Annotated in this window: 18 protein-coding genes; 6 read left to right on the top strand and 12 right to left on the bottom strand. The window is 69.9% G+C overall.

What is annotated here, in order from left to right:
• Window positions 1–93 precede the first annotated feature (93 nt).
• The 7 genes from ACGFY9_RS24045 to ACGFY9_RS24015 form a co-directional block, all read right to left on the bottom strand.
• On the bottom strand, window positions 94–1,248 hold the full coding sequence (locus ACGFY9_RS24045; protein WP_393757195.1) for an aldose epimerase family protein: 1,155 nt from the start codon (window positions 1,246–1,248) through the stop codon (window positions 94–96).
• Window positions 1,249–1,370: 122 nt separating this feature from the next.
• Window positions 1,371–2,615: a multiple monosaccharide ABC transporter permease gene (mmsB, locus tag ACGFY9_RS24040; RefSeq protein ID WP_393757193.1), complete on the bottom strand. Its 1,245-nt coding sequence runs from the start codon at window positions 2,613–2,615 to the stop codon at window positions 1,371–1,373.
• Window positions 2,612–4,162 carry a multiple monosaccharide ABC transporter ATP-binding protein gene (mmsA, locus tag ACGFY9_RS24035; protein ID WP_393757191.1) on the bottom strand — a complete coding sequence of 517 codons (1,551 nt, stop codon included), beginning with the start codon at window positions 4,160–4,162 and terminating at the stop codon, window positions 2,612–2,614. The genes mmsB and mmsA overlap by 4 nt, the downstream gene beginning before the upstream one ends.
• Before the next feature lie 47 nt (window positions 4,163–4,209).
• Window positions 4,210–5,322 carry a multiple monosaccharide ABC transporter substrate-binding protein gene (gene chvE / locus ACGFY9_RS24030; protein ID WP_393757189.1) on the bottom strand — a complete coding sequence of 371 codons (1,113 nt, stop codon included), beginning with the start codon at window positions 5,320–5,322 and terminating at the stop codon, window positions 4,210–4,212.
• Window positions 5,323–5,563: 241 nt separating this feature from the next.
• Complete coding sequence (locus ACGFY9_RS24025; protein ID WP_393757187.1) at window positions 5,564–6,538, bottom strand: hypothetical protein; 975 nt, start codon at window positions 6,536–6,538, stop codon at window positions 5,564–5,566.
• Between the two features lie 121 nt (window positions 6,539–6,659).
• The gene (locus ACGFY9_RS24020; protein ID WP_393757185.1) at window positions 6,660–7,664 is read right to left on the bottom strand and encodes a zinc-binding dehydrogenase; all 1,005 of its coding nucleotides are present in this window, start codon (window positions 7,662–7,664) and stop codon (window positions 6,660–6,662) included.
• The gene (locus tag ACGFY9_RS24015; protein WP_390159239.1) at window positions 7,661–8,818 is read right to left on the bottom strand and encodes a mandelate racemase/muconate lactonizing enzyme family protein; all 1,158 of its coding nucleotides are present in this window, start codon (window positions 8,816–8,818) and stop codon (window positions 7,661–7,663) included. The genes ACGFY9_RS24020 and ACGFY9_RS24015 overlap by 4 nt, the downstream gene beginning before the upstream one ends.
• 372 nt (window positions 8,819–9,190) lie before the next feature.
• Between ACGFY9_RS24015 and ACGFY9_RS24010 the strand changes: the two genes are divergently transcribed.
• Complete coding sequence (locus tag ACGFY9_RS24010) at window positions 9,191–9,973, top strand: hypothetical protein (protein WP_393757183.1); 783 nt, start codon at window positions 9,191–9,193, stop codon at window positions 9,971–9,973.
• Between the two features lie 58 nt (window positions 9,974–10,031).
• Here the strand turns inward: ACGFY9_RS24010 and ACGFY9_RS24005 are convergent, their stop codons facing one another.
• On the bottom strand, window positions 10,032–10,469 hold the full coding sequence (locus ACGFY9_RS24005) for a MarR family winged helix-turn-helix transcriptional regulator (RefSeq protein ID WP_393757181.1): 438 nt from the start codon (window positions 10,467–10,469) through the stop codon (window positions 10,032–10,034).
• Window positions 10,470–10,584: 115 nt separating this feature from the next.
• Between ACGFY9_RS24005 and ACGFY9_RS24000 the strand changes: the two genes are divergently transcribed.
• Window positions 10,585–11,583, top strand: a complete 999-nt coding sequence (locus ACGFY9_RS24000; RefSeq protein ID WP_393757179.1) for an NADP-dependent oxidoreductase — start codon at window positions 10,585–10,587, stop codon at window positions 11,581–11,583.
• 58 nt (window positions 11,584–11,641) lie between these two features.
• On the opposite strand, the gene ACGFY9_RS23995 is transcribed toward ACGFY9_RS24000, so the two are convergent.
• Entirely contained in the window at window positions 11,642–12,796 is a 1,155-nt protein-coding gene (locus ACGFY9_RS23995) for a serine hydrolase domain-containing protein (RefSeq protein WP_393757177.1), read from the bottom strand.
• Entirely contained in the window at window positions 12,793–15,378 is a 2,586-nt protein-coding gene (locus ACGFY9_RS23990; protein ID WP_393757175.1) for a M14 family zinc carboxypeptidase, read from the bottom strand. The genes ACGFY9_RS23995 and ACGFY9_RS23990 overlap by 4 nt, the downstream gene beginning before the upstream one ends.
• A gap of 207 nt (window positions 15,379–15,585) precedes the next feature.
• On the opposite strand from ACGFY9_RS23990, the gene ACGFY9_RS23985 reads away from it, so the two are divergent.
• Window positions 15,586–16,455: a hypothetical protein gene (locus ACGFY9_RS23985; protein WP_393757173.1), complete on the top strand. Its 870-nt coding sequence runs from the start codon at window positions 15,586–15,588 to the stop codon at window positions 16,453–16,455.
• Window positions 16,456–16,496: 41 nt separating this feature from the next.
• The gene (locus ACGFY9_RS23980; protein ID WP_393757171.1) at window positions 16,497–17,309 is read left to right on the top strand and encodes an EI24 domain-containing protein; all 813 of its coding nucleotides are present in this window, start codon (window positions 16,497–16,499) and stop codon (window positions 17,307–17,309) included.
• Window positions 17,310–17,396: 87 nt separating this feature from the next.
• On the opposite strand, the gene ACGFY9_RS23975 is transcribed toward ACGFY9_RS23980, so the two are convergent.
• Window positions 17,397–18,647: a pyroglutamyl peptidase gene (locus ACGFY9_RS23975; RefSeq protein WP_393757169.1), complete on the bottom strand. Its 1,251-nt coding sequence runs from the start codon at window positions 18,645–18,647 to the stop codon at window positions 17,397–17,399.
• A 169-nt stretch (window positions 18,648–18,816) separates the two neighbouring features.
• Here ACGFY9_RS23975 and ACGFY9_RS23970 point away from each other — a divergent pair, with 169 nt between their 5' ends.
• Window positions 18,817–19,182: a YrdB family protein gene (locus tag ACGFY9_RS23970; protein ID WP_393757167.1), complete on the top strand. Its 366-nt coding sequence runs from the start codon at window positions 18,817–18,819 to the stop codon at window positions 19,180–19,182.
• Window positions 19,183–19,218: 36 nt separating this feature from the next.
• On the opposite strand, the gene ACGFY9_RS23965 is transcribed toward ACGFY9_RS23970, so the two are convergent.
• Window positions 19,219–19,842 carry a TetR/AcrR family transcriptional regulator gene (locus ACGFY9_RS23965; protein WP_393757165.1) on the bottom strand — a complete coding sequence of 208 codons (624 nt, stop codon included), beginning with the start codon at window positions 19,840–19,842 and terminating at the stop codon, window positions 19,219–19,221.
• A 107-nt stretch (window positions 19,843–19,949) separates the two neighbouring features.
• On the opposite strand from ACGFY9_RS23965, the gene ACGFY9_RS23960 reads away from it, so the two are divergent.
• The gene (locus ACGFY9_RS23960) at window positions 19,950–22,445 is read left to right on the top strand and encodes a beta-glucosidase (RefSeq protein ID WP_393757163.1); all 2,496 of its coding nucleotides are present in this window, start codon (window positions 19,950–19,952) and stop codon (window positions 22,443–22,445) included.
• Window positions 22,446–22,461 lie beyond the last annotated feature (16 nt).

The following is a 22,461-nucleotide window of genomic DNA, read 5'->3' as shown; positions in this document are numbered from 1 at the left end:
GAATACGGAGACGGGTGTGGCGCTGTTCAACGGATGTGAAAATGGTGTGTGTTCGGGAACCCCGGGTCCGAACTACGCGTCAGCTGTGAGCCTTCAGGAGCTGAACGTGTGGATCGTCGACGTCCTGTACGTCTGACCAGGCCGCAGCACCGTCGACGGGAAGCTCGCGTGGTTCGGCGAGTCCGGGAAGTGCTGGGTCTCCAGGCACAGCGCGTCGCCCTGGCGGTAGGTGTGGCCGCCGGTGCCGGTCAGGGTGCCGTCGAGGAAGTTGCCGGTGTAGAACTGCAGCCCCGGCTGGTCGGTGGCGATCTTCAGGGTGCGGCCGGAGTGCGGGTCGTGCAGGGTCGCGACGTGCTCGGGCTTCGCGGTGATGCCCTTGTCGAGGACCCAGTTGTGGTCGAAGCCCTTGGCCTGCACCTGCTGGACGTGGCCGGCCCGGATGTCGCGGCCGATCGGCTTGGCCTTGCGGAAGTCGAAGGGGGTGCCGGAGACCTTGGCCAGTTCGCCCGTGGGGATCAGCCCCGAGTCGGTCGGCGTGTAGCGGGAGGCGGGGATCGTGAGCTCGTGGTGCTCGATCGTGCCACTGCCCTCGCCGGCGAGGTTCCAGTACGTGTGGTTCGTCAGGTTGACCACGGTCGGCTTGTCGGTGGTGGCCTCGTAGTCGATGCGCCAGTCGCCGTGCTTGTTGAGCGTGTACGTCACCTTCACCTTGAGGGTGCCGGGGTAGCCCATCTCGCCGTCGACGCTGGTGTAGTAGAGGTGCAGGCCGACGTCGGAGCCGGAGGTGAAGCCCTCGACGTCCCAGATGTGCTTGTCGAAGCCCTGGGTGCCGCCGTGCAGGCTGTTGACCCCGTCGTTGACGGAGAGCTGGTAGCTCTTGCCGTCCAGGGTGAACTGGCCCTTGGCGATGCGGTTGCCGTAGCGGCCGATGAGCGCGCCGAAGTACGGGGTCTTCGCCACGTAGTCGGCGATGTTGTCGAAGCCCAGGGACACGTTGGCGTACTTGCCGTGCCGGTCCGGGAGTTCCAGGGACTGGACGACTCCGCCCCACGACAGGACCTTGAGCCGGGTGCCGCCGTTCTCCAGCGACCAGCGGTAGACCTTGCTCCCGTCGGCGAGGGTGCCGAAGAGTTCCTTCACGGGCTTTCTGCCTCCCGAGGCCGCCTGCGCCGTACCTGTGCCGAGTGTGCTCGCGGCGATGCCTGCGGCTGCCGCGCCTGCAATGACCGTGCGTCTGTTCAGTTCCATTGAGCGGCTCCCTTGTGCGTTGAAGGGGGCTCCACTGGTCCCCGCGCCCAAGGGGCGCGGGGAACTGCGCGACCAGCCACAACGGACCCGCAGCCAATCCCGATCGACCAGCGGAGCTACCCTTACGAACCGGACTTGCGCTTGTTCCACACATCGAAGCCGACCGCGGTCAGCAGGGCGAGGCCCTTGATGACCTGTTGCCAGTCGGTGCCGACGCTGAGGAGGTTCATGCCGTTGTTCAGCACGCCGAGGACGAGACCGCCGATGATGGCGCCGAGGATGGTGCCGACACCGCCGCTCATGGACGCGCCACCGATGAACGAGGAGGCGATGGCCTCCAGTTCGAAGCCGTCGCCCGCCTTCGGCGAGGCCGCGTTGAGGCGGGAGGTGACCACCAGACCCGCCAGGGCCGCGAGCACGCCCATGTTCAGGAACACCTGGAAGGTGACGCGCTTGTCCTTGACGCCGGACAGCTTCGCGGCCGGCAGATTGCCGCCGATCGCGTAGATGTGGCGGCCGAAGACGGTGTTGCGCATCACGTAGCCGTAACCGGCCACCAGGACACCGAGGATGATCAGGATGATCGGCGCACCGTCGTAGCTGGCGAGCAGCAGGGTGAGCCAGAGGATCGCGGCGACGATCGCGACGAGCTTGAGCAGGAACAGCTTCGTGGGCGGCACGTCGAGCGAGAACTCCTGCTGCCGGCGCCGGTCGCGCACCTCCTGCCACACCACCGCGGCGATCATCACGAAGCCCAACAGCAGGGTGATGTTGTGGTAGTTGGTGTTCGGGCCGACCGCGGGCAGGAAGCCGTTGCCGATCTTCTGCAGGCCGTTGGGGAAGGGGCCGAGGGTCTGGCCCTGGAGGAGGATCTCGGTGAGGCCGCGGAAGAGCAGCATCCCGGCGAGGGTGACGATGAAGGACGGTATGCCCGCGTAGGCGATCAACAGCCCTTGTACGGACCCCGCGACCGCGCCCATCAGCAGGCACAGCACCAACGCGACGGGCCACGGCACCTGGTGATTGACCATCAGGACGGCCGCGAAGGCGCCCACGAACGCCGTCAGTGAACCGACCGACAGGTCGATGTGCCCGGCGATGATGACCATCATCATGCCGATCGCGAGGATCAGGATGTAGCTGTTCTGCAGCACCAGGTTGGAGACGTTGCGCGGCAGCAGCAGGTCCCCGCCGGTCCAGACCTCGAAGAGGATCACGATCAGACCGAGGGCGATCAGCATGCCGTACTGCCGCATGTTGCGGCGCAGGCCGCCGAGTATCAGCTGCAACAGGCCGCCGCCCGCGGCCGATCCGCTTCCGCCCGGCGGCGCGGGGGCCGGGCTCTTGGCGGTCACGTCCGTGCTCATCGCGTTACCTCTTTGTCCTTCGTCATCTGGCGCATCAGCACTTCCTGCGTGGCCTCGGCCCGGGGCACCTCTCCGGTCAGCCGGCCCGCCGCCATCGTGTAGATGCGGTCGCACATGCCGAGCAGCTCCGGCAGTTCGGAGGAGATGAAGACCACCGCCTTGCCCTCGGCGGCGAGTTGGTCGATGACCGTGTAGATCTCGTACTTGGCGCCCACGTCGATGCCTCGCGTGGGCTCGTCAAGGATCAGCACCTCGGGACCCGCGAAGATCCACTTGCTGAGGACGACCTTCTGCTGGTTGCCGCCGGACAGCTTGCCGACCGGCTCGAAGACCGTCGGGGCCTTGATGTTCATCGACTTGCGGAACCGCTCGGCGACCTGCCGCTCCTCCTGCTCGTCGACGACTCCGCGCTGGGAGACCTTGTTCAGGGCGGCCAGCGAGATGTTCCGGTTGATCGTGTCGATGAGGTTGAGGCCGTAGTGCTTGCGGTCCTCGGTGACATAGGCGATGCCGTGTCCGACCGCCTCCGCGACGGACTTGGTGCGGATCTCCTGGCCGTCCTTGAGGATTGTGCCGCCGGCGTAGCGGCCGTAGGAGCGCCCGAAGACGCTCATCGCGAGTTCGGTGCGGCCGGCGCCCATGAGTCCGGCGATGCCGACGATCTCGCCCCTGCGCACATTTATTGACACATCGTCAACTACCTTGCGCTGCTGGTCGATCGGGTGGAACACCGTCCAGCCGCGGATCTCCAGAGCGGGCGCCGCCTCCGCCTTCCCCTCGTGCGGGGTGCGTTCGGGGAAGCGGTGGTCGAGGTCGCGGCCGACCATGCCGGAGATGATCCGCTCCTCGGTCGTCTCCGGCGCCTTCACGTCGAGGGTCTCGATGGAGCGGCCGTCGCGCAGGATCGTCACCGAGTCGGCGACCTTGCGGATCTCGTTCAGCTTGTGCGAAATGATGATGCAGGTGATGCCCTGCTTCTTCAACTCCAGGATGAGATCGAGGAGTTTGCCGCTGTCCTCGTCGTTCAGGGCCGCCGTCGGCTCATCCAGGATGAGCAGTTTCACCTTCTTCGACAGCGCCTTCGCGATCTCCACGAGCTGCTGCTTTCCCACGCCGATGTCGGCGACGCGGGTCTCCGGGTGGTCGCTGAGACCCACCCGGCGCAGCAGTTCGGTGCCGTGCCGCAGTGTCTCGTTCCAGTTGATGAGCCCGCGCGAGGCGTGCTCGTTGCCGAGGAAGATGTTCTCCGCGATGGACAGGAACGGCACCAGCGCCAGCTCCTGGTGGATGATCACGATGCCGCGCTGCTCGCTCGCCCGGATGTCGCGGAAGCGGCACTCCTCTCCTTCGAAGAGGATGTCGCCCTCGTAACTGCCGTGCGGATGGACGCCGGAGAGCACCTTCATCAAGGTGGACTTCCCGGCGCCGTTCTCACCGCAGATGGCGTGGACCTCGCCCTGACGGACCGTCAGCGTGACGTCCGACAGCGCTTTGACACCGGGAAAGGTCTTGACGATCGAGCGCATTTCCAGGACGGGTCCCGCCATGGTCGTGCCTACCAATCAAGTGTGGGGTCGGGTAACTGGCAGCGGACTTACTTGAGTTGAGCGTCCGTGTAGTACCCGCCCTTGACCAGCACGTCCTCGTAGTTCGTCTTGTCGACGCTCACCGGCTGCAGCAGGTAGGCGGGGACGACCTTGGTGCCGTTGTCGTAGGTCTTGGTGTCGTTGGTCTGCGGCGTCTTCTTGTTGAGGACGTCGTCGATCATGGTGTCCGCGACCTTCGCGAGCTCACGGGTGTCCTTGTAGACGGTCTGCGTCTGCTCGCCGGCGATGATCGACTTCACCGAGGCCAGCTCGGCGTCCTGGCCGGTGATGACCGGGAGCGGCTTGCTGGACGAGCCGTAGCCGTCCGACTTCAGCGCGGACAGGATGCCGATGGAGATGCCGTCGTAGGGCGACAGCACCGCGTCGACCCGGCCGCTCTTGTAGGAGCCGGTGAGGATGTCCTCCATGCGGTTCTGCGCCTTGGTGCCGTCCCAGCGCAGGGTCGTGACCTTGTTCAGCGCGGTCTGCCCGGACTTGACGACCAGTACCTTCTGGTCGATGTACGGCTGGAGCACGCTCATCGCGCCGTTGAAGAAGTACTTGGTGTTGTTGTCGTCGTTCGAGCCGGCGAACAGCTCGATGTTGAACGGGCCCTTCTTGCCGGCGTCCAGACCGAGCTTCTTGACGATGTAAGTGGCCTGGAGGACACCGACCTTGGTGTTGTCGAACGAGGCGTAGTAGTCGACGTTCTTGGTGCCGAGGATGAGGCGGTCGTAGGCGATGACCGGGATCTTCGCGGCCGCGGCTTCCTGGAGCACGTTGTTCAGGGACTTGTTGTCGATGGCCGCGATGATCAGGCCCTTGACGCCCTGGGTGATCATGTTCTCGATCTGCGAGACCTGGGTGTCCGGGTCGTCCTCGCCGTAGACCAGCTTGGTCTTGTAGCCCTTGGTCTTGAGGTCCTTGACCATGTTGTTGCCGTCGGAGATCCAGCGCGCGGAGGACTTCGTCGGCATCGCGATGCCGATCGTGCCGCCCTTGGCGCTGCTCTCCTTCTCCTTGCTGCCGCCCGAACCGCTCTGCCCGCATGCGGACAGGGTCAGCGCGAGGGTGGCGGCGCCGGCTATCAGGGGGAGGGCGCGGCTTCTGCGGATGCGCATGTGAACTGGCCTCATTCTTCTCGTCGTTGAGAGTGCAGCGAGTGCGTGGGGTGATTCGGGATGTGGGATGGTGCGGTTGTGTTGTGTGGTGCGGGCCCGGTGGGGGGGGGGGGGGGGGGGGGGGGGGGGGGGGGGGGGGGGGGGGGGGGGGGGGGGGGGGGGGGGGGGGGCGGGGCGGGGGGGGGGGGGGGGGCGGCCCCCCCCCCCCCCCCCCGCCACAGCGGCCTGCAGCCCCCGTCGGTCAGTCAGTGGCACTCTCGGTCGGGAAACGGTTGAGGGAACCCGGCAACCTGGAGCCCAGCGGAGCCATGTCCCCGTCCGCGTCGTGCCTCGCGAGGAGGTCGAGGGCGAGGCGGCCCCGACGGACCCGCTCGCGCGCGGTGTCGAGGGTGACGTCGCGCAGGTGGGTGCCCCACGGGTAGATGCCGGGGGCCTTGGAGAGGCCGAACTTGAGGTAGAGCGGAGCGCCCCGGCGGATCAGTTCGGCGACCTCGTACATCCGGATGTAGCCACCGAGGTCGTCCGGCGCCTCGATGTACATGTCCATCGGAGCCGCCGACACCCGCCGGATCTCGGTCAGGTGATCCAGCGTCAGATCGCTGGGCACGTTGAGCGAGTCCGCGCCCAGGCGTTCGTACACCGCGTACGCCGCCGGGTTGACCGGACCGATCAGCGCCGAGACCTTGAGCGTCGTGTCGGCCGGGATGATCCCGGCCACCCGCGCCCGGTGCAACGTCCACAGCACACCCTCGTCGGCGACGAGCAGGCACTTGACGCCCAACTCCGTCGCGCGGACGGCGTCTTCGATGCACCCGGCGACCGCGTCGTGGCCCCGGGCACGCAGACCCCCGCCGCGCGAGTCGGAACGGACCGAGCCGCCGATGTCCCACGTCCCGCGCGGGCCGGTGAACAGGCAGAGCTCGATGTCGCGTTCGGCGGTGGCCTCGACCATCTCGGTGATCTCGGAGTCGGTCAGCATCCAGACACCGCTGCCCTGGCTGATCCGGTGGATCGGCACGTCCAGGCGCGAGGACTCCTTGAGGACGACCGCCAGTGCCTCGGGCCCCTCGCACGAGGGGATCTCGGTGCGCCAGCGACCGCCGTCCGGGAAGGTGTGGATGGAAGCGTCGGCGGGGTCCAGGGCGGGCGCGCCCAGGCCGAGCGCGGAGAGGGCCTGCTCCCCGGGCCTGCGGGCTGCCGTGGCGGTGTCGGTCACTTGCTGTCCTTCGCGTTCGGTATTTCGGACGAGGTTCGCGGCTCGGGGTACGGAAAGGCTCTGGTGGTACGCCGGCACGGGGTGGTCAGGTCACCCCGTGCCGACGTACGGCTGGGGTTCCCTACGGCCGCAGCAGCACCTTGCCGACCTTGGGATCACCGGACCCCACCAGCTCGATGGCCTGCGGGAACTCGGCGAGCGGCAGCTCATGGGTGACCAGGGGGAGTGGATCGAGCAAGCCCGCCCCGAAGACCCGGACCGTGTGCGCCCAGGCGTCCGGCGGTGCCCCGAAGACGGTGTGCACCTCCAGCTGCCGTACGACGAGATCGGTCGGGTCGAGACCCTCGGCGCCCGGCGCGGGGATACCGGTGAGGACCAGGCGTCCGCCGCGCCGGAGCAGGGAGGCGGCGGTGCGGGCCGCGTCCGCGGAGCCGGCGGTCTCGATCACCACGTCGAAGTCGTCCGGGAGGGGCTCGTTCTTCGTACGGAAGTCCGTGGCGCCGAACTGCTCGGAGAGGGCCGCCCGGTCCGGGCGTGAACCCACCACGAGCAACTCGGTCGGCGAGCCCGCCTTCAGGAACTGCACCGCGAACATCCCGAGCGTGCCGGTGCCGACCACCGCGACCCGCTCACCCGGCCGCGCGTTGGCCTTGAGCGCGGCGGCCGCGATGCAGGCCGCCGGTTCCAGCAGCGCCGCCGCCGTCAAGTCGGCCTCGTCCGGGAGGACATGGAGGAGCCGGGCGGGCAGCGTGAGGGTGGTGGCCATCGCGCCGGGCTGGGTGAAGCCGGTCTCCTCGTAGCCCGCCGTGCACAGGGTCGTCTCGCCCGCGTGACAGCGGTCGCAGACCTGGCAGTTGCGGAAGCCCTCGCCAACCACCTTGCGGCCCACGAGAGTCGCGGGCACACCCGCGCCGACCGCCTCCACCGTGCCGGACCACTCGTGGCCCGGGGTGAGGGGGTAACGGACGTATCCCTCGGGCCTGTTGCCCTGGTACACCTCGCGGTCGCTGCCGCAGATGCCGACCGCGTGGACGCGCACCAGCGCCTCGCCCGCGTCCGGCTGCCGCGGCTCGTGCGAGGCCAGCCGGTGCTCGCCCGGTGCCTCGATGACGACCGCGGTGCTCACTTCGAACCCTTCGGCTTGCGCTGCTCCCAGCCGTCCGCCCACAGGTCGAACCGCGCCTGCTGCTGCGGGAATTCGGCCGCCGCGTCGGTGTCCAGCTCGACGCCGAGACCGGGCGCGTCCGAGAGGTGGAAGTAGCCGTCGATGACCTGCGGGGCGCCCTTGACGACCTTCTTGATGTCGGCGTCCGCGAAGTCGTTGAAGTGCTCCAGGATCTTGAAGTTCGGCGAGGAGAAGCCGACTTGGAGCGAGGCGGCGGTCAGGACCGGGCCGCCCACGTTGTGCGGGGCGACGAGGACGTAGTGCGCCTCGGCGGTCGCGGCGAGCTTGCGCGTCTCCCAGATGCCGCCGATGTGACCGACGTCGGGCTGGATGATGTCGACGGCCTGGCTCTCGAACAGCTCGCGGAACTCGATCCGGTCGTGGATGCGCTCACCCGTCGCGATCGGCATGTCCACCTTCGCGGCGACCTTCTCCAGCGCCTTCAGGTTCTCCGGCGGGACCGGCTCCTCCAGCCACGCGGGCTTGAACGGCGCGAGTTCGTGCGCGAGCCGTACGGCGGTGGAGGGCGAGAACCGGCCGTGCATCTCCAGCATCAGCTCGGCGTCCGGACCGATCGCGTCCCGCACGGCCTCGATGAGGGAGACCGCGTACAGGGTCTGCTCGTGGTCGAGTTCGAAGTGCCCGGTGCCGAAGGGGTCGATCTTCAGGGCCTTGTAGCCGCGCTCCATGACCCCCTGGGCGGCCTTGTGATAGGCCTCCGGGGTCCGCTCGGTGGTGTACCAGCCGTTCGCGTACGCCTTCACCTTGTCGGTGACCTTGCCGCCGAGCAGCTGCCACACAGGCACGCCGAGGGCCTTGCCCTTGATGTCCCAGCACGCCATCTCGATCACGGCGATGCCGGACATGACGATTTCACCCGCGCGCCCGTAGTCGCCGTACTTCATCCGGCGTACGAGGTCTTCCACGGCGAAGGGGTCGGAACCGAGAATGTGGTTTGCCTCGGCCTCGCGCAGGTAACCGATCAGCGCGTCGGTGTGGCCCAGCATCCGGGTCTCGCCGACGCCGGTGACGCCCTCGTCGGTGTGCACTTGGACGTACGTCAGATTGCGCCATGGCGTCCCGACCACGTGCGTACTGATTCCCGTGATGCGCACGGCAGATGCCCCCTGTGCTCTTCAGTGCTGTTCGAAATTTCGACTCACGTTCGAAATGCTGGGCAGACAGTAAGGACGGCGGGGCGGGGGTGTCAATGGGTCGAACACGTAACGGTTTCGGCAAGGGACGCGATCGGCGTACCGATCGGCGGCGCCGGTTCGTGTCGGTTCTTGGCGTTTCCCGCCGCGTCCCCACACAACTTTCACAGGCGCGCCTAGGAACGTTACCTGTGAGGAACTTAGTCTTCCCGCGTCATGGACTACTGCCACCCCTGCGGCCGGCACCTGAACGGCGCCCTCGCGTGCCCGGGGTGCGGCGCACCAGTCGAAGCCCCGGTCGAGTCAACTCGCTCCCACGCGCGCGCAGTTGACATGCGTTCACAAACGGACGGCGCCCCGCGCGAGGACACGGGCGTACCCGGCGACGGGCATGCGGAAGACGACCAGGAGGGCGAGCCCCAGGGCCGCGCCGCGCGGCGGAAGAGCCGCGGGCGGATCGGCGGCGACAGCGGCGACTTCGACGGCGACGCCGAGAGCCCGTACGACGAGGGCGCCGAGCCCCAAGGGCGCGCCGCGCGGCGGAAGAGTCGCGGGCGGGGCCGGGGCGAGAGCGCCCTCGCCATGGTCGGGGACGACGACGGCGAACCCGAGAGCCCGGATACGGCGGGTGCGAGCCGTCGCGATCGCAAGGCCGCGGCACACCGCCGGCGGCGGCGCCGGGTGCTCCTCGTAACGGCCGGTTTCGTACTGGCGGCGGGCGGCCTGAGTCTGGCGGAGCTGGGCACGGACGCGCCGTTCTCGACCCAGAAGTCCGCGGCGCCGGACGCGTCCGCGGAGGGCGGGGCGGACGCGGAGGCCAGCCAGACGGCCGAGCCCCTGGACGTCACGAAGACCGTCGGAACCAGCGCGGGTACGGCCTCCCCGGACGCGTCGGCATCACCGTCCGCGTCGCCTTCGAAGTCCGCGAAGGAGACGAAGGACCCCAAGGCGTCGCTGACCCCCACGACGGACACCGGCGGCGGCGCCACGTCCCCCGCGTCGACCTCCTCGACGGACCCGAGCACCACCCCGTCCTCGGAACCGTCGTCCTCGGACCCGAGCCCGACACCGTCGCCCTCGGAGACCTGCAAGCAGATCCTGTGGTGGTGTTCCTGAGGTCTGAGCGGTGCTGCTGAGCCGCCCGGCTCAGATCAACGGCATCCGGCCGTAGCGCTCAGACCCCCAGCATCCGCCGCAGCAACCCCCGCAACGCCAGCCGCTCCTCGTCCGACAGCCCGGCCAGCGGCTCACGGGCGAACCGTAGGGACTCGCGCAGGCTACGGGCCACCCGGCGCCCCTCCTCCGTGGCCGCCGCCAGCTTCACTCGGCGGTCGGCGGGGTCGGGGCGGCGCTCCACCAGGCCGCGCGTCTCCAGCCGGTCCACGATCCCCGTGACGTTCGACGGCTCGCACTTCAGCTTGCGCGCCAGCTTGCGCATCGGCAGCGGCTCCAGGGACAGCAGGCTGAGCAGCCTGGCCTGCGCCCCGGTCAGCTTGTGGTCGCCCGCGGCCTCCTCGTAGTCCTGGTAGAACCGCGCCACGACATCGCCGATCAGCTCGACGACCTCCATGGTCACGGGGTCGGAGCGACGCGTCTTTTCGGGTGTGGCCATGGACTCAAGCGTACCCGGTTACTTGACATCATGAAATATTCAGGGGCATTGTTGTTTCAGGTACTGAAGTATTTGGCAGTATGCGAGTCACCCTGCACTACGAAAGGCGCTTGTGATGATCAACCGCGAATGGCACCTGCTCAGCCGTCCGGTCGGCTGGCCGAAGCCCGAGGACTTCGCCCTGGTGGAGACCGAGACCCGGGCCCCGGCCGAGGGCCAGGTGCTGGTGCGGAACAAGTACCTGTCGGTCGACCCGTACATGCGCGGCCGGATGAGCGCCGCCAAGTCGTACACGGCCCCCTTCGAGCTGGGCAAGGTCATGCAGGGCGGCGCGGTCGGCGAGATCGTCGAGTCGAACGCCGAGGGCTTCGCGGCCGGCGACCACGTCCTGCACTTCGGCGGCTGGCGCGAGTACGCGACCATCGACGCCAAGGGTGCCGTCAAGGTCGACCCCGACCTCGCCCCGCTCTCCACCTACCTCGGCGTCCTCGGCATGACCGGCCTCACCGCCTACGCCGGTCTGCTGCGCACCGCGTCCTTCAAGGAGGGCGACTCGGTCTTCGTCTCCGGCGCCGCGGGTGCCGTCGGCAGCCAGGTCGGCCAGATCGCCAAGCTCAAGGGCGCCTCCCGGGTCATCGGCTCCGCCGGTTCCGACGAGAAGGTCAAGCTCCTCGTCGAGGAGTACGGCTTCGACGCGGCCTTCAACTACAAGAACGGCCCGGTCGCCAAGCAGCTCCGCGAGGCCGCCCCGGACGGCGTCGACGTCTACTTCGACAACGTCGGCGGCGACCACCTCGAAGCGGCGATCGGCGCCCTGAACGAGCGCGGCCGCATCGCGATCTGCGGCATGATCTCGGTCTACAACAACACCGAGCCCACCCCCGGCCCGAAGAACCTCGGCCGCCTCATCCAGACCCGCGGCCGCATCGAGGGCTTCCTCGTCGGCGACCACTACGACCTGCAGCCGCAGTTCGTCCAGGAGGTCGGCGCGTGGGTGGCCTCCGGAGAGCTCAAGTACCGCGAGACGGTCGTCGAGGGCATCGAGAACAACCTGGAGGCGTTCCTCGGCCAGCTGCGCGGGGAGAACACCGGCAAGATGATCGTCAAGCTCTGACGCACGACGTCTCCACGACGAGGCCGCGCCCCTGGACGTGGGGCGCGGCCTCCGTCCGTCAATGGGCCAGCGCCGCGCTGTGCACCGCCCGCACCAGCCCCACGTTCTCCGGTGCCGCCCCGCCCGGGAACCCGAACCGGCGCCTGGTGTAGCCGTAGGCCAGGCCGCTGCGCGGGTCCGCGAAGGCCTGGCAGCCCGCCGCACCGCTGTGGCCGATCGTGCCGGCGCCCAGGAACGGGTACCAGGCGTCCGCGGTCGCCTGGAAACCGAGGCCGTACGCCCGGTGCGTGCCGGTCACCACGTCGTACCCGACGGAGTGCAGCTGCCCGAACTCCGCCACCGTGTCCGGCTTCAACAGCGCGGCCCGGTCGTCGACTTCGCTGATCGCCGCCGCGTACAGCCCGGCGAGACCGCGCGCCGACGCCACCCCGCCGACCGACGCGGGACCCTTCGCCCGGATCACCCGCTCGTTCGGCAGTGACTCCAGGACGGTCGGCTGCGCCGCGTGCTCGTTGAACGCGATCGCGGCGAGACTGTGCGGCCCGTCCGGCTCCGCCGCACGCGCGGCCTCCTGCTCCGGGGTGAGCAACTGGGGCTGGGTGGTGCGGAACCGGGGCTCGTGCGCGGCCGGCAGCCCGAGGAAGAAGTCCAGCCCGTACGGCGCCCGCACTCTCTCCTCGTGCACGTCCTTGAGCGAACGGCCCGTGGCCCGCCGTACGATCTCGCCGGTCAACGCGCCGATCACCAGGGCGTGATAGCCGAAGGCCGTGCCCGGGCGCCAGAACGGCCGCTGGTCGGCGAGGCGTTCGGCGACCGCCCGGTCGTCGGCCAGCTCGTCGAGCGTGAACCCCGTGTCCGTGCCGACCAGACCCGCCCGGTGCGCGAGCAGCTCGCGCAGCGTCAGCGCGCCCTTCCCCTCGGACGCGAATTCCGGCCAGTAGTACGTCACTTTGCGGTCCAGCTCCAGCGTGCCGTCCTGCACGAGGAGCGCCACCACGAGGTGCGCGGCGCCCTTCGTGGACGAGAACACGCCATAGAGCGAGTCACCGGCGGTACCAGGCGGCCCCGCCCACAGGTCGACGACCCGCCGGCCGTGTACGTATGCACACAACTGGCCCTCATAATCGGCACGTTCGCCCGCCACCACCGCGGCGAACTCCTCCCGTACCGCCTCGAAGCCTTCGGCTACGGTGCCGTGGATCTCCTGGGTCATCTGCTCTCCTCGACTGATCCGCTGCTCGCGTGTGCCATCGCTCGTGTGCCGTCGCTCGTGTGTGCCATGGTGAACAACGCCCGCCCGACCTGCGGGAGTTCCCCCTTGGGATGATCCCGGAAGAGGGGCTCCGTGCCGAACAGCACGGCGTGTCGGCCACTGACGACCGAGGGCCGCCCCGCCGCGTCCGCGGGACCGCCGGAGCCGTCGGCCCGCGTCCGCCAGTGCCCGGCGAGGAGAGGATTTCCGGTCGCGTACGACTGCTCGACGCGGACTGCGGGGCCGAGTCCGGTGAACCACACCGGCGCGTAGACGAAGCCGTAGTGCGGGGCGTCCGTGGTGACCGGGCCCGAATTCACCACCCGTACAAGGCCGTTGGCCTCCTCGGTGCCCTCGACAGCCGTTGCCGTCAGCAGTCCGGTCGCGGAGGTGAACGCGGCGCCGGTGACGCCCCGGCCGACGAGTCCGTGCCCGGACGAGAGGAAGGTGCCCAGGGCGGCGCGGGCGGTCGGGGTCAGGCCGCCGTACTCCAACTCCGTCGACACGAACAGCACATCGACCCTCGACCAGTCGAACCCGGCGTTCAGGACGTCCGTCGACACGGGCGTGACGTCGAAGTCCATCTCCCGCAGCGCGAACAGCTCACCTGGGGTGACGGCCGCGGCGACGCGGACGGGGCGGAGTGCCGTGACACCGGGGAGAGTTGTGGCCTCGAATGCCACGTCGTACGTCTGAGCCGCCGTCGTCGCCCTCGCCCGTGCCGAGGGAGTGTCCGGCACGATCGCGCTGCCGTCCGCTGCCCGGCGTACCGGAATCCCCTGTCGGAGAAGCGAGTTGAGGGCCGCGAACTCGGCCGGGTCGGTGAGGCGGAGGCGGAGGTCGCCGTGCGGGGCGACGCGGGCGACGGGGGAGGGGGAGGCGATGGTGGTGAGAGGGGTGGTGGGGAGGCTGGGTACGGGCTCGACCGTGGCGCCCCACAGCCGGCCCAGGCTCCAGGCCGAGATGTCGTACATCGCCGTCACCTTGCCGCTGATGTCACGGCCGTCGGCCAACAGGGCGTTGGCCAGGCCCCGTTTGGGCTGGTGCATGTCGACGACGTACGGGCCGGTCGCCGCGCGTAGCACGCGGACGTCGTTGGCGATGAGGTGCGCGACGAGACGGGCGCCCGCGGTGTCGGCCGCAATGGTGTAGCCGCGGGGGAATTCGGTCGTGCAGACGTCCTCGGGGCCGATGCCCGGGACTCCCGGGACGGTCAGCGCCGACACGGGTACCTGCCCGGCGCCCGCCGCGCCCCGGCGGAACATCTCGATCTGGTCGGCGATGAGTGAACCGCGGTGGGAGCGGGCGAAGTCGAGGGTGGCGCGCATGGCCGCGCCCGCTACGGCCACGTTGATCGCGGCGCGGCGGTGCAACTCGGCGGTGGGGAGGGTGTCGTAGGCCGAGTTGTCGACCTGGAGCGGGATCTCGACCGTGTGGGCGGCCACCGCGCCCTGGAACGCCGCGTACTGCGGGGTGAAGACCGGGGGCCAGTCGTCCCAGCCCTCCGCCTGGTCCCGGAAGGGGATCTGGACGGGCTCGACGCCGTCCTTGCCCGGTGTGTAGCCGAGGCCGTTGACGGCGGTCTCCATGCCCAGGGCGTTGGCGTAGGTGTTCTTGAGGAAGAGGTCGTACTCGTAGTTCTCGCCGTGCGGGGGAGTGGTCGGCTCGATGAGGGTGCCGTTGACGTACCCGTGCAGGTCGAGCAGGACGGCGGGCTGTTTGTCGATCGTGAGCTGGCGGATCGTGCGGGCCTCGGGCTGCGAGGCGGTGATCAAGTCCCGGTTGAGATCAAAGCCGTTGGCGTTGGTGCGGGTGTCTGCGATGCGGCCGTCGGGGTTCGCCGTGATGTTGAAGTAGAGGCGGCTGTGCGCCAACAGGTCTCTGGTTTTCGTGTCGTTGGCGGTGGCGAGCTGCGCGATGAGGTCGAGGGAGGCGTCGGTGCCCTCGCGTTCGTCGCCGTGGATGTTGTTGTCGAAGAGGACCGGGGTCTTGTAACCGGCCTTGATCTCCGGGGACTTGGCGGCGGTGGCGGGCGCGTTCTCGATGAGCTCGCGCATCCGTTCCTGGGCGGTGGCCTGGCCGGCGGTCTCCGGGGCGGTGACCGTGACGAGGTAGAGCCGGTGCCCGCCGGCCGAGACGCCCGCGACCTCGACACTCACCCGATCACCCAGCCGCTGGAGGGAGTTCAGGCGCGGGGCGAGGGCGTGGTACGGGGTCAGGCCGAGCTTCAGTGACGTGTCGGCGGGGTTCACCGGGTCGGGGGAGAGGCCCTGGCGGCGGGGGTAGCCGAGGCGGGGGTCGGTGCGCGGGACGGTGGCGGTGAGGGCGCGGCGGGCGGCGCCGGCGGGCGCGCGGCCGGCGTGGCGGTCGGGGCCGGAGCCCTCACGGACGGTCGGGTCGGGCGCGGAACCCCGGCGGGGGACGGGCCGGGGCGTGGCGTCCGCGGTGCGGGGCTGGAGCAGGAGCGAACCGGCGGCGGTGGTCAGGGCGACGGCGGTGATCAGAACGGGTCTCGGGGGGACGGCTCTGGCAATGGTGCGCACGCGTACCTCCTCTTTGGTTCCAGAGATCGGTACGGCGAGCCGCACCTGTTCGACTCAACGGTGAACAGGAAGTTGTCGGTGTCGTCGATGCCCCGGATGGCGCATTCGCGGGGCCGGGAACGGGGCATGCTGAGCAGAGGTCCGGTACCGGGCAGCGGGTGCGGCCGGTTGTGCATGACTGTGTACGGCGAGGAGGTCCCAGGTCCCATGGCAACGATTCCTTCGATCCCCAGCAGGGACGAGGTGCTGCGGATGGCACGCAGCACCACCGACATCACCGGCCAACTCCTGGACACGGCCGGGAACATCACCAGGATCGCGATCAACACCCTTGATCCACGGGACGGTTCGGGCGCGGAGGCGCTACGGGTCCTGCGCGAGACCACCGCCGGACTGGCCGAGGCGAGCGCGTCGCCGCAGGCCCAGGAGGCGTTCTACCGCATCGTCGACACCCTGACCCGGCTCGGTACGACCGGTGCTCCGCTGGCCGTGCACCCGGTGAGCGCACCGGCGCAGGCGCTGCTGACCGTGCTCGGCGACAGCCTGCTGCCCGTCCTGGACGCGGTGGAACCGGCGGTCGAGGAGTTCGCCACGGCACTCGGCGACCTGGTCGAGGCGGCGTCCCCGCTGTTGCCCGCGGCGGCGGGTGTGGCCGCGGGCGTCCTGCTGGCCCTCACCCCGCTGATCCGCGCGCTGGCCGACACCCTGGCCGACGCGTCCCCCGAACTCCGGCGCGTGGCCGAGGCGTTGACGGCGGCGCTGGCTCCGCTGCTGCCGTTCCAGGTCGCCCTCGCGCAACGAGCGGCCACCGCGGGCGTGAACGTGATCCGGGCCGCGCTCCCGCCCCTCGCCGACCTCACGGAGGCCGCGGCCGCGACCATGAAGGTGGCAGGACCGGTCCTGGTCGCCGGCGAGGAACTCCTGGTCTCCGCCCTGGAACACATCCAGCCGGCCCTCCTCGCGGCGACCTCCCGCGCGGGCCGGGTGGCCCGGGCGACAGCGGTACGGGTGACGGCGGCGGTGTCACCGACGGCGGACCAGGGGGTTGTGGTGGCGGTGTCGAACGCGAGTGCGTAGCGGTGTCGACCGAGCGTGAGGCGCACCGTAAAGTTCGCCCCATGCATGATCTTGGCGCGGGGTTCGGCTATCTCCTGAAGGGCCAGCGCTGGATGGCGCGGCACGGGAGGCACTACGGCTTCGGGCTGATCCCCGGCCTGATCACGCTGGTCCTGTACGTGGCGGCGCTGGTCGCACTGGCGCTCTGGGGCCAGGACTTCGTCACCTGGGCGACGCCCTTCGCGGACGACTGGTCGAGCCCGTGGCAGGGCCTGTTCCGCGGCTTCCTCACGGCGGTGCTGTTCGTACTGGCCCTGCTGCTCTCGGTGTTGACGTTCACGGCCGTCACGCTGCTCATAGGCCAACCGTTCTACGAGACCCTCTCCGAGAAGGTCGACCGGGACGTCTCCCCGGACGGCACGGCTCCCGAATCGGGCCTCCCCCTCTGGCGCGAACTGTGGATCTCGGCTCGCGACAGCCTCCGCATCCTGGTCCGCGCGGTGCTGTGGGGCGTCCTCCTCTTCGCCCTGGGCTTCGTCCCGTTCATCGGCCAGACGGTCATCCCCGTGATCGGGTTCTTCGTCACGGGCTTCTTCCTCACGGAGGAGCTGACGGCGGTCGCCCTCCAACGCCGGGGCATCGACCTCCGCGCCCGCCTCACCCTCCTCCGCTCCCGCAAGACCCTGATCTGGGGCTTCGGCACCCCCCTCGGCCTCTCCTTCCTGGTCCCGTTCGTCGCGGTGTTCCTGATGCCGGGGGCGGTGGCGGGGGCGACGATGATGGCGCGGGAGCTGCTGGGGGAGGAGACCGAGGAGGCCGAGGGGACTGTTCAGGAGGGCGGGGACGCCGGCCCACCCAGCCCGTCCGGCGTTTGAGGACGAGGCCGTTCAGGCCGAAGCGGGGGTGTGGGGGCGGCAGCCCCCGCTTCGGCCCGCACCGACACCGGGCGCCTACGAACCCGGTTAACCAGCCACTGCGTCCATCGCCACCGTCACCATCGCCCTGACCTGCGCGATGATGTCCACCCGGTTCCGCACGAACTCCGGATCGGTGATCGCCCCGGTCGCCGGGTCCGTGTTCCCCGCCCCGAACTGCAGTACCGGCGTGTGGATATGCCCGCCCGGCAGCGAATCGTGCAGCCCGAGCCGGTCCCGTAGCAGCGTCGCGCGGTAGGCGATCTCGTTGGAGAGATAGTTGCCACCGCCCCCGGAACGGGCCGTGGACCCCGCGGTGGGCCCGTCCGGCCGTACGACGGGATCGGTCGCGCCCGCCGGGATCTCGGTCACCTCAGTGTGGTCGTACACGGGGAACCGCCCGGTGTCGGCGGCCACAATCGCCTTGTACGGCAGGCTCGTCGACGTCCACTGCGGCTGCGAGGCCGGGTCGGCGACAGGCACGGTCCCGGTCTTCGACACGTTGTCGTTGTCCGGATACCCGCCCCGCCAGGCCCCGTTGGTCCGCTCGACGTCGAAACGGCCCACCCGTCCCTGACTCACGGTCGTGAACAGATCCACCTTCGGCAGATACGGCCGCAACGTCCGCTCCACGGTCCCGTCCGCGAAGTCGGCCCACCGCACGGGGAACATGGCCGTCTCGATCCGCGCCGGCCCGTCCGCGGTCTGGATCACCGTGCCGTCGAGCGCGAGCGCGGTGGCCCCGGACGGATTGGAGATCCGGATGTCCGCGTCGAGCGTGAACGGGTCGAACCCGGTCACGAGAATCCGCTTGATCCCCTTCTCCTGGGGATACCGGATACTGCTCTGCCCCCGCGAGGTCACTTCCAACTGCCCCAGCAGTGCGGCTCGTTGCCCATCCGACATCCCGAACTCGGGCTCCCACTCCCGCACTTCCCGAGTCATCCCCAACCGGGCCCAGTACAACGGCCGATCATCATCCCGACTCAGATCCCCACCGGCGGGCCCCCGCCCCTGAGCCCGGTCAACGGCCCGCCGCCACAGCGCGGTTCCCTCGCGTACGACGATGCGGCGGGCCTGCGCGTAGCTGTGCGCGCCTTCGAGCGCGAGGGTGAACTCCGGGGCCACGGTGTCGAATCCGGAGTGCTCAAGGATCTCCTGGGGGACTTCCTTGTCGAGCCGCTGCTCCTCGACGGTCGGGGACAGGGTGGTGTCGGCCGCCGCCCCGGTACTGGGGGCGGAGAAACCGGCCAGCAGGGCCAGTCCGAGGATGCTGGTCCGAACTCGTATGACGTTCAAGGTGGTTGAGGCCTTCCGTTCGCAGTGGGGTGCGGTGCGGTGCCGGACGGCCGCAGTATCGCGTGACGGGAGTGGTCTACGCCACGGGTGTGCCGGCCGCCCCGATCCGCCTCACCTCCGGCACCGGCACCAACGCCACTCGGCGACGACGTGGGCGATACTGCCGCCCATGACGACAGCGAAGACAGCGAAGACGGCGGACACGTTCAAGGCGGTGAACCTCGGTGTCCTCTTCGCGATCGAGGTCGGCGGCCTCGTCGCCGTCGGCTACTGGGGGTTCACGCGGGATCTCGCCACGCCGCTGACCTGGCTGCTCGGTGTCGGCGGTCCCGTCGTGCTCGCTGTGCTGTGGGGGTTGTGCGCGTCGCCGAAGGCCAAGTACAAGGTGCGGGGCGCCGGCCGGGTCGGGTTCGAGGTGGTGTGGTTCGGGGCCGGGGTCGCCGCGCTGGTTCTCGCCGGGGCCTATGACTGGGCCCTCGTCTTCGCCCTCGTGTGCGTGGTGAGCAAGACGCTGGCCGTCATCTGGCGGCAGTAGCGCGGGAGTTGACCGACCTGGAGCCGGCCGGCCCTCCTACGCCTCCTTGCCCTCCTGCGCCTCCTCGCCCTCCTGCGCCCCCTCGCCCAGCAGCGCCAGGAAGTCCCTGAACGCCCCCGGCATGTCCACCGACTCCGGGTCCAGCAGCCACTGGTACTGCAGCCCGTCCATCACCGCCACCAGCAGCGGAGCCGCCCGCTCGGGCGTCAGGCCGTTCGGCAGGCGGTCGCCGTACTCGGCGCGGAGCACCCCGGCCATGTTCGCCCGCACCCGGACGTACCGCTCGCTGAAGTAGTCTCGCGCCGGATGTCCGTCCGTGACGCTCTCGCCGAGGAGTGCGGAGAAGGTCTGGATGATGCCGGGCCGCATCGCGTTGTACTCGACCAGGGAGGCCAGCAGGTCGACGCGCCACCGGCTGTCGGGTACGGCGTCCCACTGGTCCCGTTCCTCCAGGACGGCGACGAGCAGCGCGTCCTTCGTGGGGAAGTAGTGCAGCAGCCCCTGCTGGGTCAGGCCGACGCGCTCCGCCACCGCAGCCAGGCTCGCGCCCCGGTAGCCGCGCTCGGCGATCACCTCCAGGGCCGCCCGCACGATCTCGCCGCGTCGTTCCTCGCGCCGGGTCCTGGAGTTCGTGGCGTTCATGGCGTCACCGTACGACACCCGGCGACCGTTCACATAACAGCAAGGTCACGAAACCTACCGCTCTACAGGCAATCGATGCACGATGGAGGCACGGCACCACACGGACTCAGCGAGGAGGCACCGGGATGGCGGGACCCCGTAAAGCGGACCAAGAGGGCCAAGCGGTCGGAGCAGTCGAGGCGGTCGTCGAGGCGGCCCTCGGCAAGCTCGACCTGGACGCCAAGGCGCGGCTGCTCGCCGGGCAGGACATGTGGTCGCTGCCCGCGCTCCCGGAGATCGGCCTGACGTCCCTCGTCATGTCCGACGGCCCGATCGGCGTCCGCGGTGTGCGCTGGACCGCCGACGACCCGTCCGTCGCGCTGCCGTCCCCCACCGCCCTCGCCGCCACCTGGGACCCCGAACTCGCCCACCGCGCGGGCGCGTTGCTCGCCCAGGAGGCCCGCCGCAAGGGTGTTCACGTCCTGCTCGCCCCGACCGTCAACCTCCACCGCTCCCCGCTCGGCGGACGGCACTTCGAGGCGTACAGCGAGGACCCGTACCTCACCGGACGGATCGGCGTCGGGTATGTCGAGGGCGTCCAGTCCGGCGGCGTCGGCACCACCGTCAAGCACTTCGTCGCCAACGACGCCGAGACCGACCGCTTCACCGTGAACAACCTGATCTCCCAACGCGCCCTGCGCGAGCTGTACTTGGCCCCCTTCGAGCTCATCGTCGAGAACGCCCACCCCTGGGGCATCATGACCGCGTACAACACGGTCAACGGCACGACGATGACCGAGCACCGCTACCTGGTGAACGAGATCCTGCGCGGCGAATGGGGCTTCGACGGCTTCAACGTCTCCGACTGGACCGCCGCCCGCTCCACCGTCGGCACCATCGAGGGCGGCCTCGACGCCGCGATGCCCGGCCCGAAGACCGTCTACGGCGAGGCCCTCGCCCGGGCCGTGCGCGACGGCGAGGTCGAGGAGGCCACCGTCGACACCGCCGTACGGAACGTGCTGCGGCTCGCCGCCCGCGTCGGTATCCTGGACGGCGCCCAACCCGTCGTCCCCGAAGCCCAACTCCCGTCCCCCGTGGACGGCGAGGCCCTCGCCCGCGAGATCGCCCGCCGCTCCTTCGTCCTCGTGCGGAACGAGAACGACGCCCTCCCGCTGAAGCCGAACGGCACCGTCGCGCTCCTGGGCGCCGCCGCCCGCGACGCCCGCGTCCTCGGCGGCGGCTCCGCCATCGTCTTCCCGCCCCACGTCGTCTCCCCGCTCGACGGCCTCACCGCCGCCCTCCCCGAAGGCACCCTCACCTACGCCGTCGGCGCCGACCCGAACACCGAACTCGCCGACGCCGACAAGGGGTTCGAGCTCCGAGCCATCTGCCGGGACGCGGCGGGCCAGGTCATCGGCACCGCCTCCGCGCCCAGCGGACAGCTCCGGTGGATGGGCGCCGACCTCCCCGAGGGCGTCACCCACGACACCCTCCACACCGTCGAACTCGCCGGCACCTTCACCCCGCGCGACACCGGCCAACACGCCTTCGGCATCAAGGGCCTCGGCGCCTTCACCCTCACCGTCGACGGCACGACGTACTACGACGACGTCCAACGCCCGCTCAAGGACGACCCGTTCAGCTCCTTCTTCGGCGCCCCCGAACCCCGCGCCCGCGTCGACCTCACCGCCGGCACCCCGGTCGAGGTGTCCCTCGCCTACGTCGTGAGCTTCTCCGAGAACCGCGACCTCAAGGTCATCGGCTTCTCACTCGTCCACCAGGAACCGCAGCGCGACCCGGACGAACTCATCGCCGAGGCAGTCGAGTCGGCCCGCGCCGCCGACACCGCCGTCGTCGTGGTCGCCACCACCGAGCGCGTCGAGTCGGAGGGCTACGACCGGACGGACCTCCAACTCCCCGGCCGTCAGGACGACTTGGTGCACGCCGTCGCCGCCGCCAACCCGAACACCGTCGTGATCGTCAACTCCGGCTCCCCGGTCGAACTGCCCTGGTGCGACGAGGTCGCCGCCGTCCTGCTCGGCTGGTTCCCCGGCCAGGAGGGCGGCGCGGCCCTCGCCGACGTCCTCACCGGGACCCACGAACCCGGCGGCCGGCTCCCCACCACCTGGGGCTCCCTCACTGACGCCCCGGTCACCCAGGTCGTCCCGGAGAACGGCGAACTCCCGTACACCGATGGCGTGTTCATCGGCTACCGCGCCTGGGAGAAGGAGGGCCGCACCCCGTCGTACCCCTTCGGGCACGGCCTCGGTTACACGGACTGGAGCTATGAATCGATCGAGGCGGAGATCGAGGCGGAGGGCACGAGGGTGACCGTCCGGATCACCAACTCCGGTACCCGGCACGGCCGTGAGGTCGTCCAGGTCTATCTGGCCCCCACCGAAACCAACACCGACACCGACACCGACACCGACACCGAGCGTCCCGCCCGCTGGCTGGCCGGATTCGCCGGGGTCGAGGCCGGGCCCGGCGAGAGTGCCGACGTCGTCGTCGAACTTCCGCGCCGATCTTTCGAGATCTGGGATGAGACGGCGAACGCGTGGGCATTTGTAAAGGGTTCGTACGAGATCCAGGCCGGGCGCTCGATCACCGACCGCAGGGTCGCGACGACGATTAACGTCTGACCCGGGACACCGTCCC

This window comes from Streptomyces sp. NPDC048504 (assembly GCF_043200035.1).
Classification (GTDB): domain Bacteria; phylum Actinomycetota; class Actinomycetes; order Streptomycetales; family Streptomycetaceae; genus Streptomyces.
Note: the sequence above shows the minus strand (reverse complement) of the source record. Positions and strands in the feature narration are given on the sequence as shown.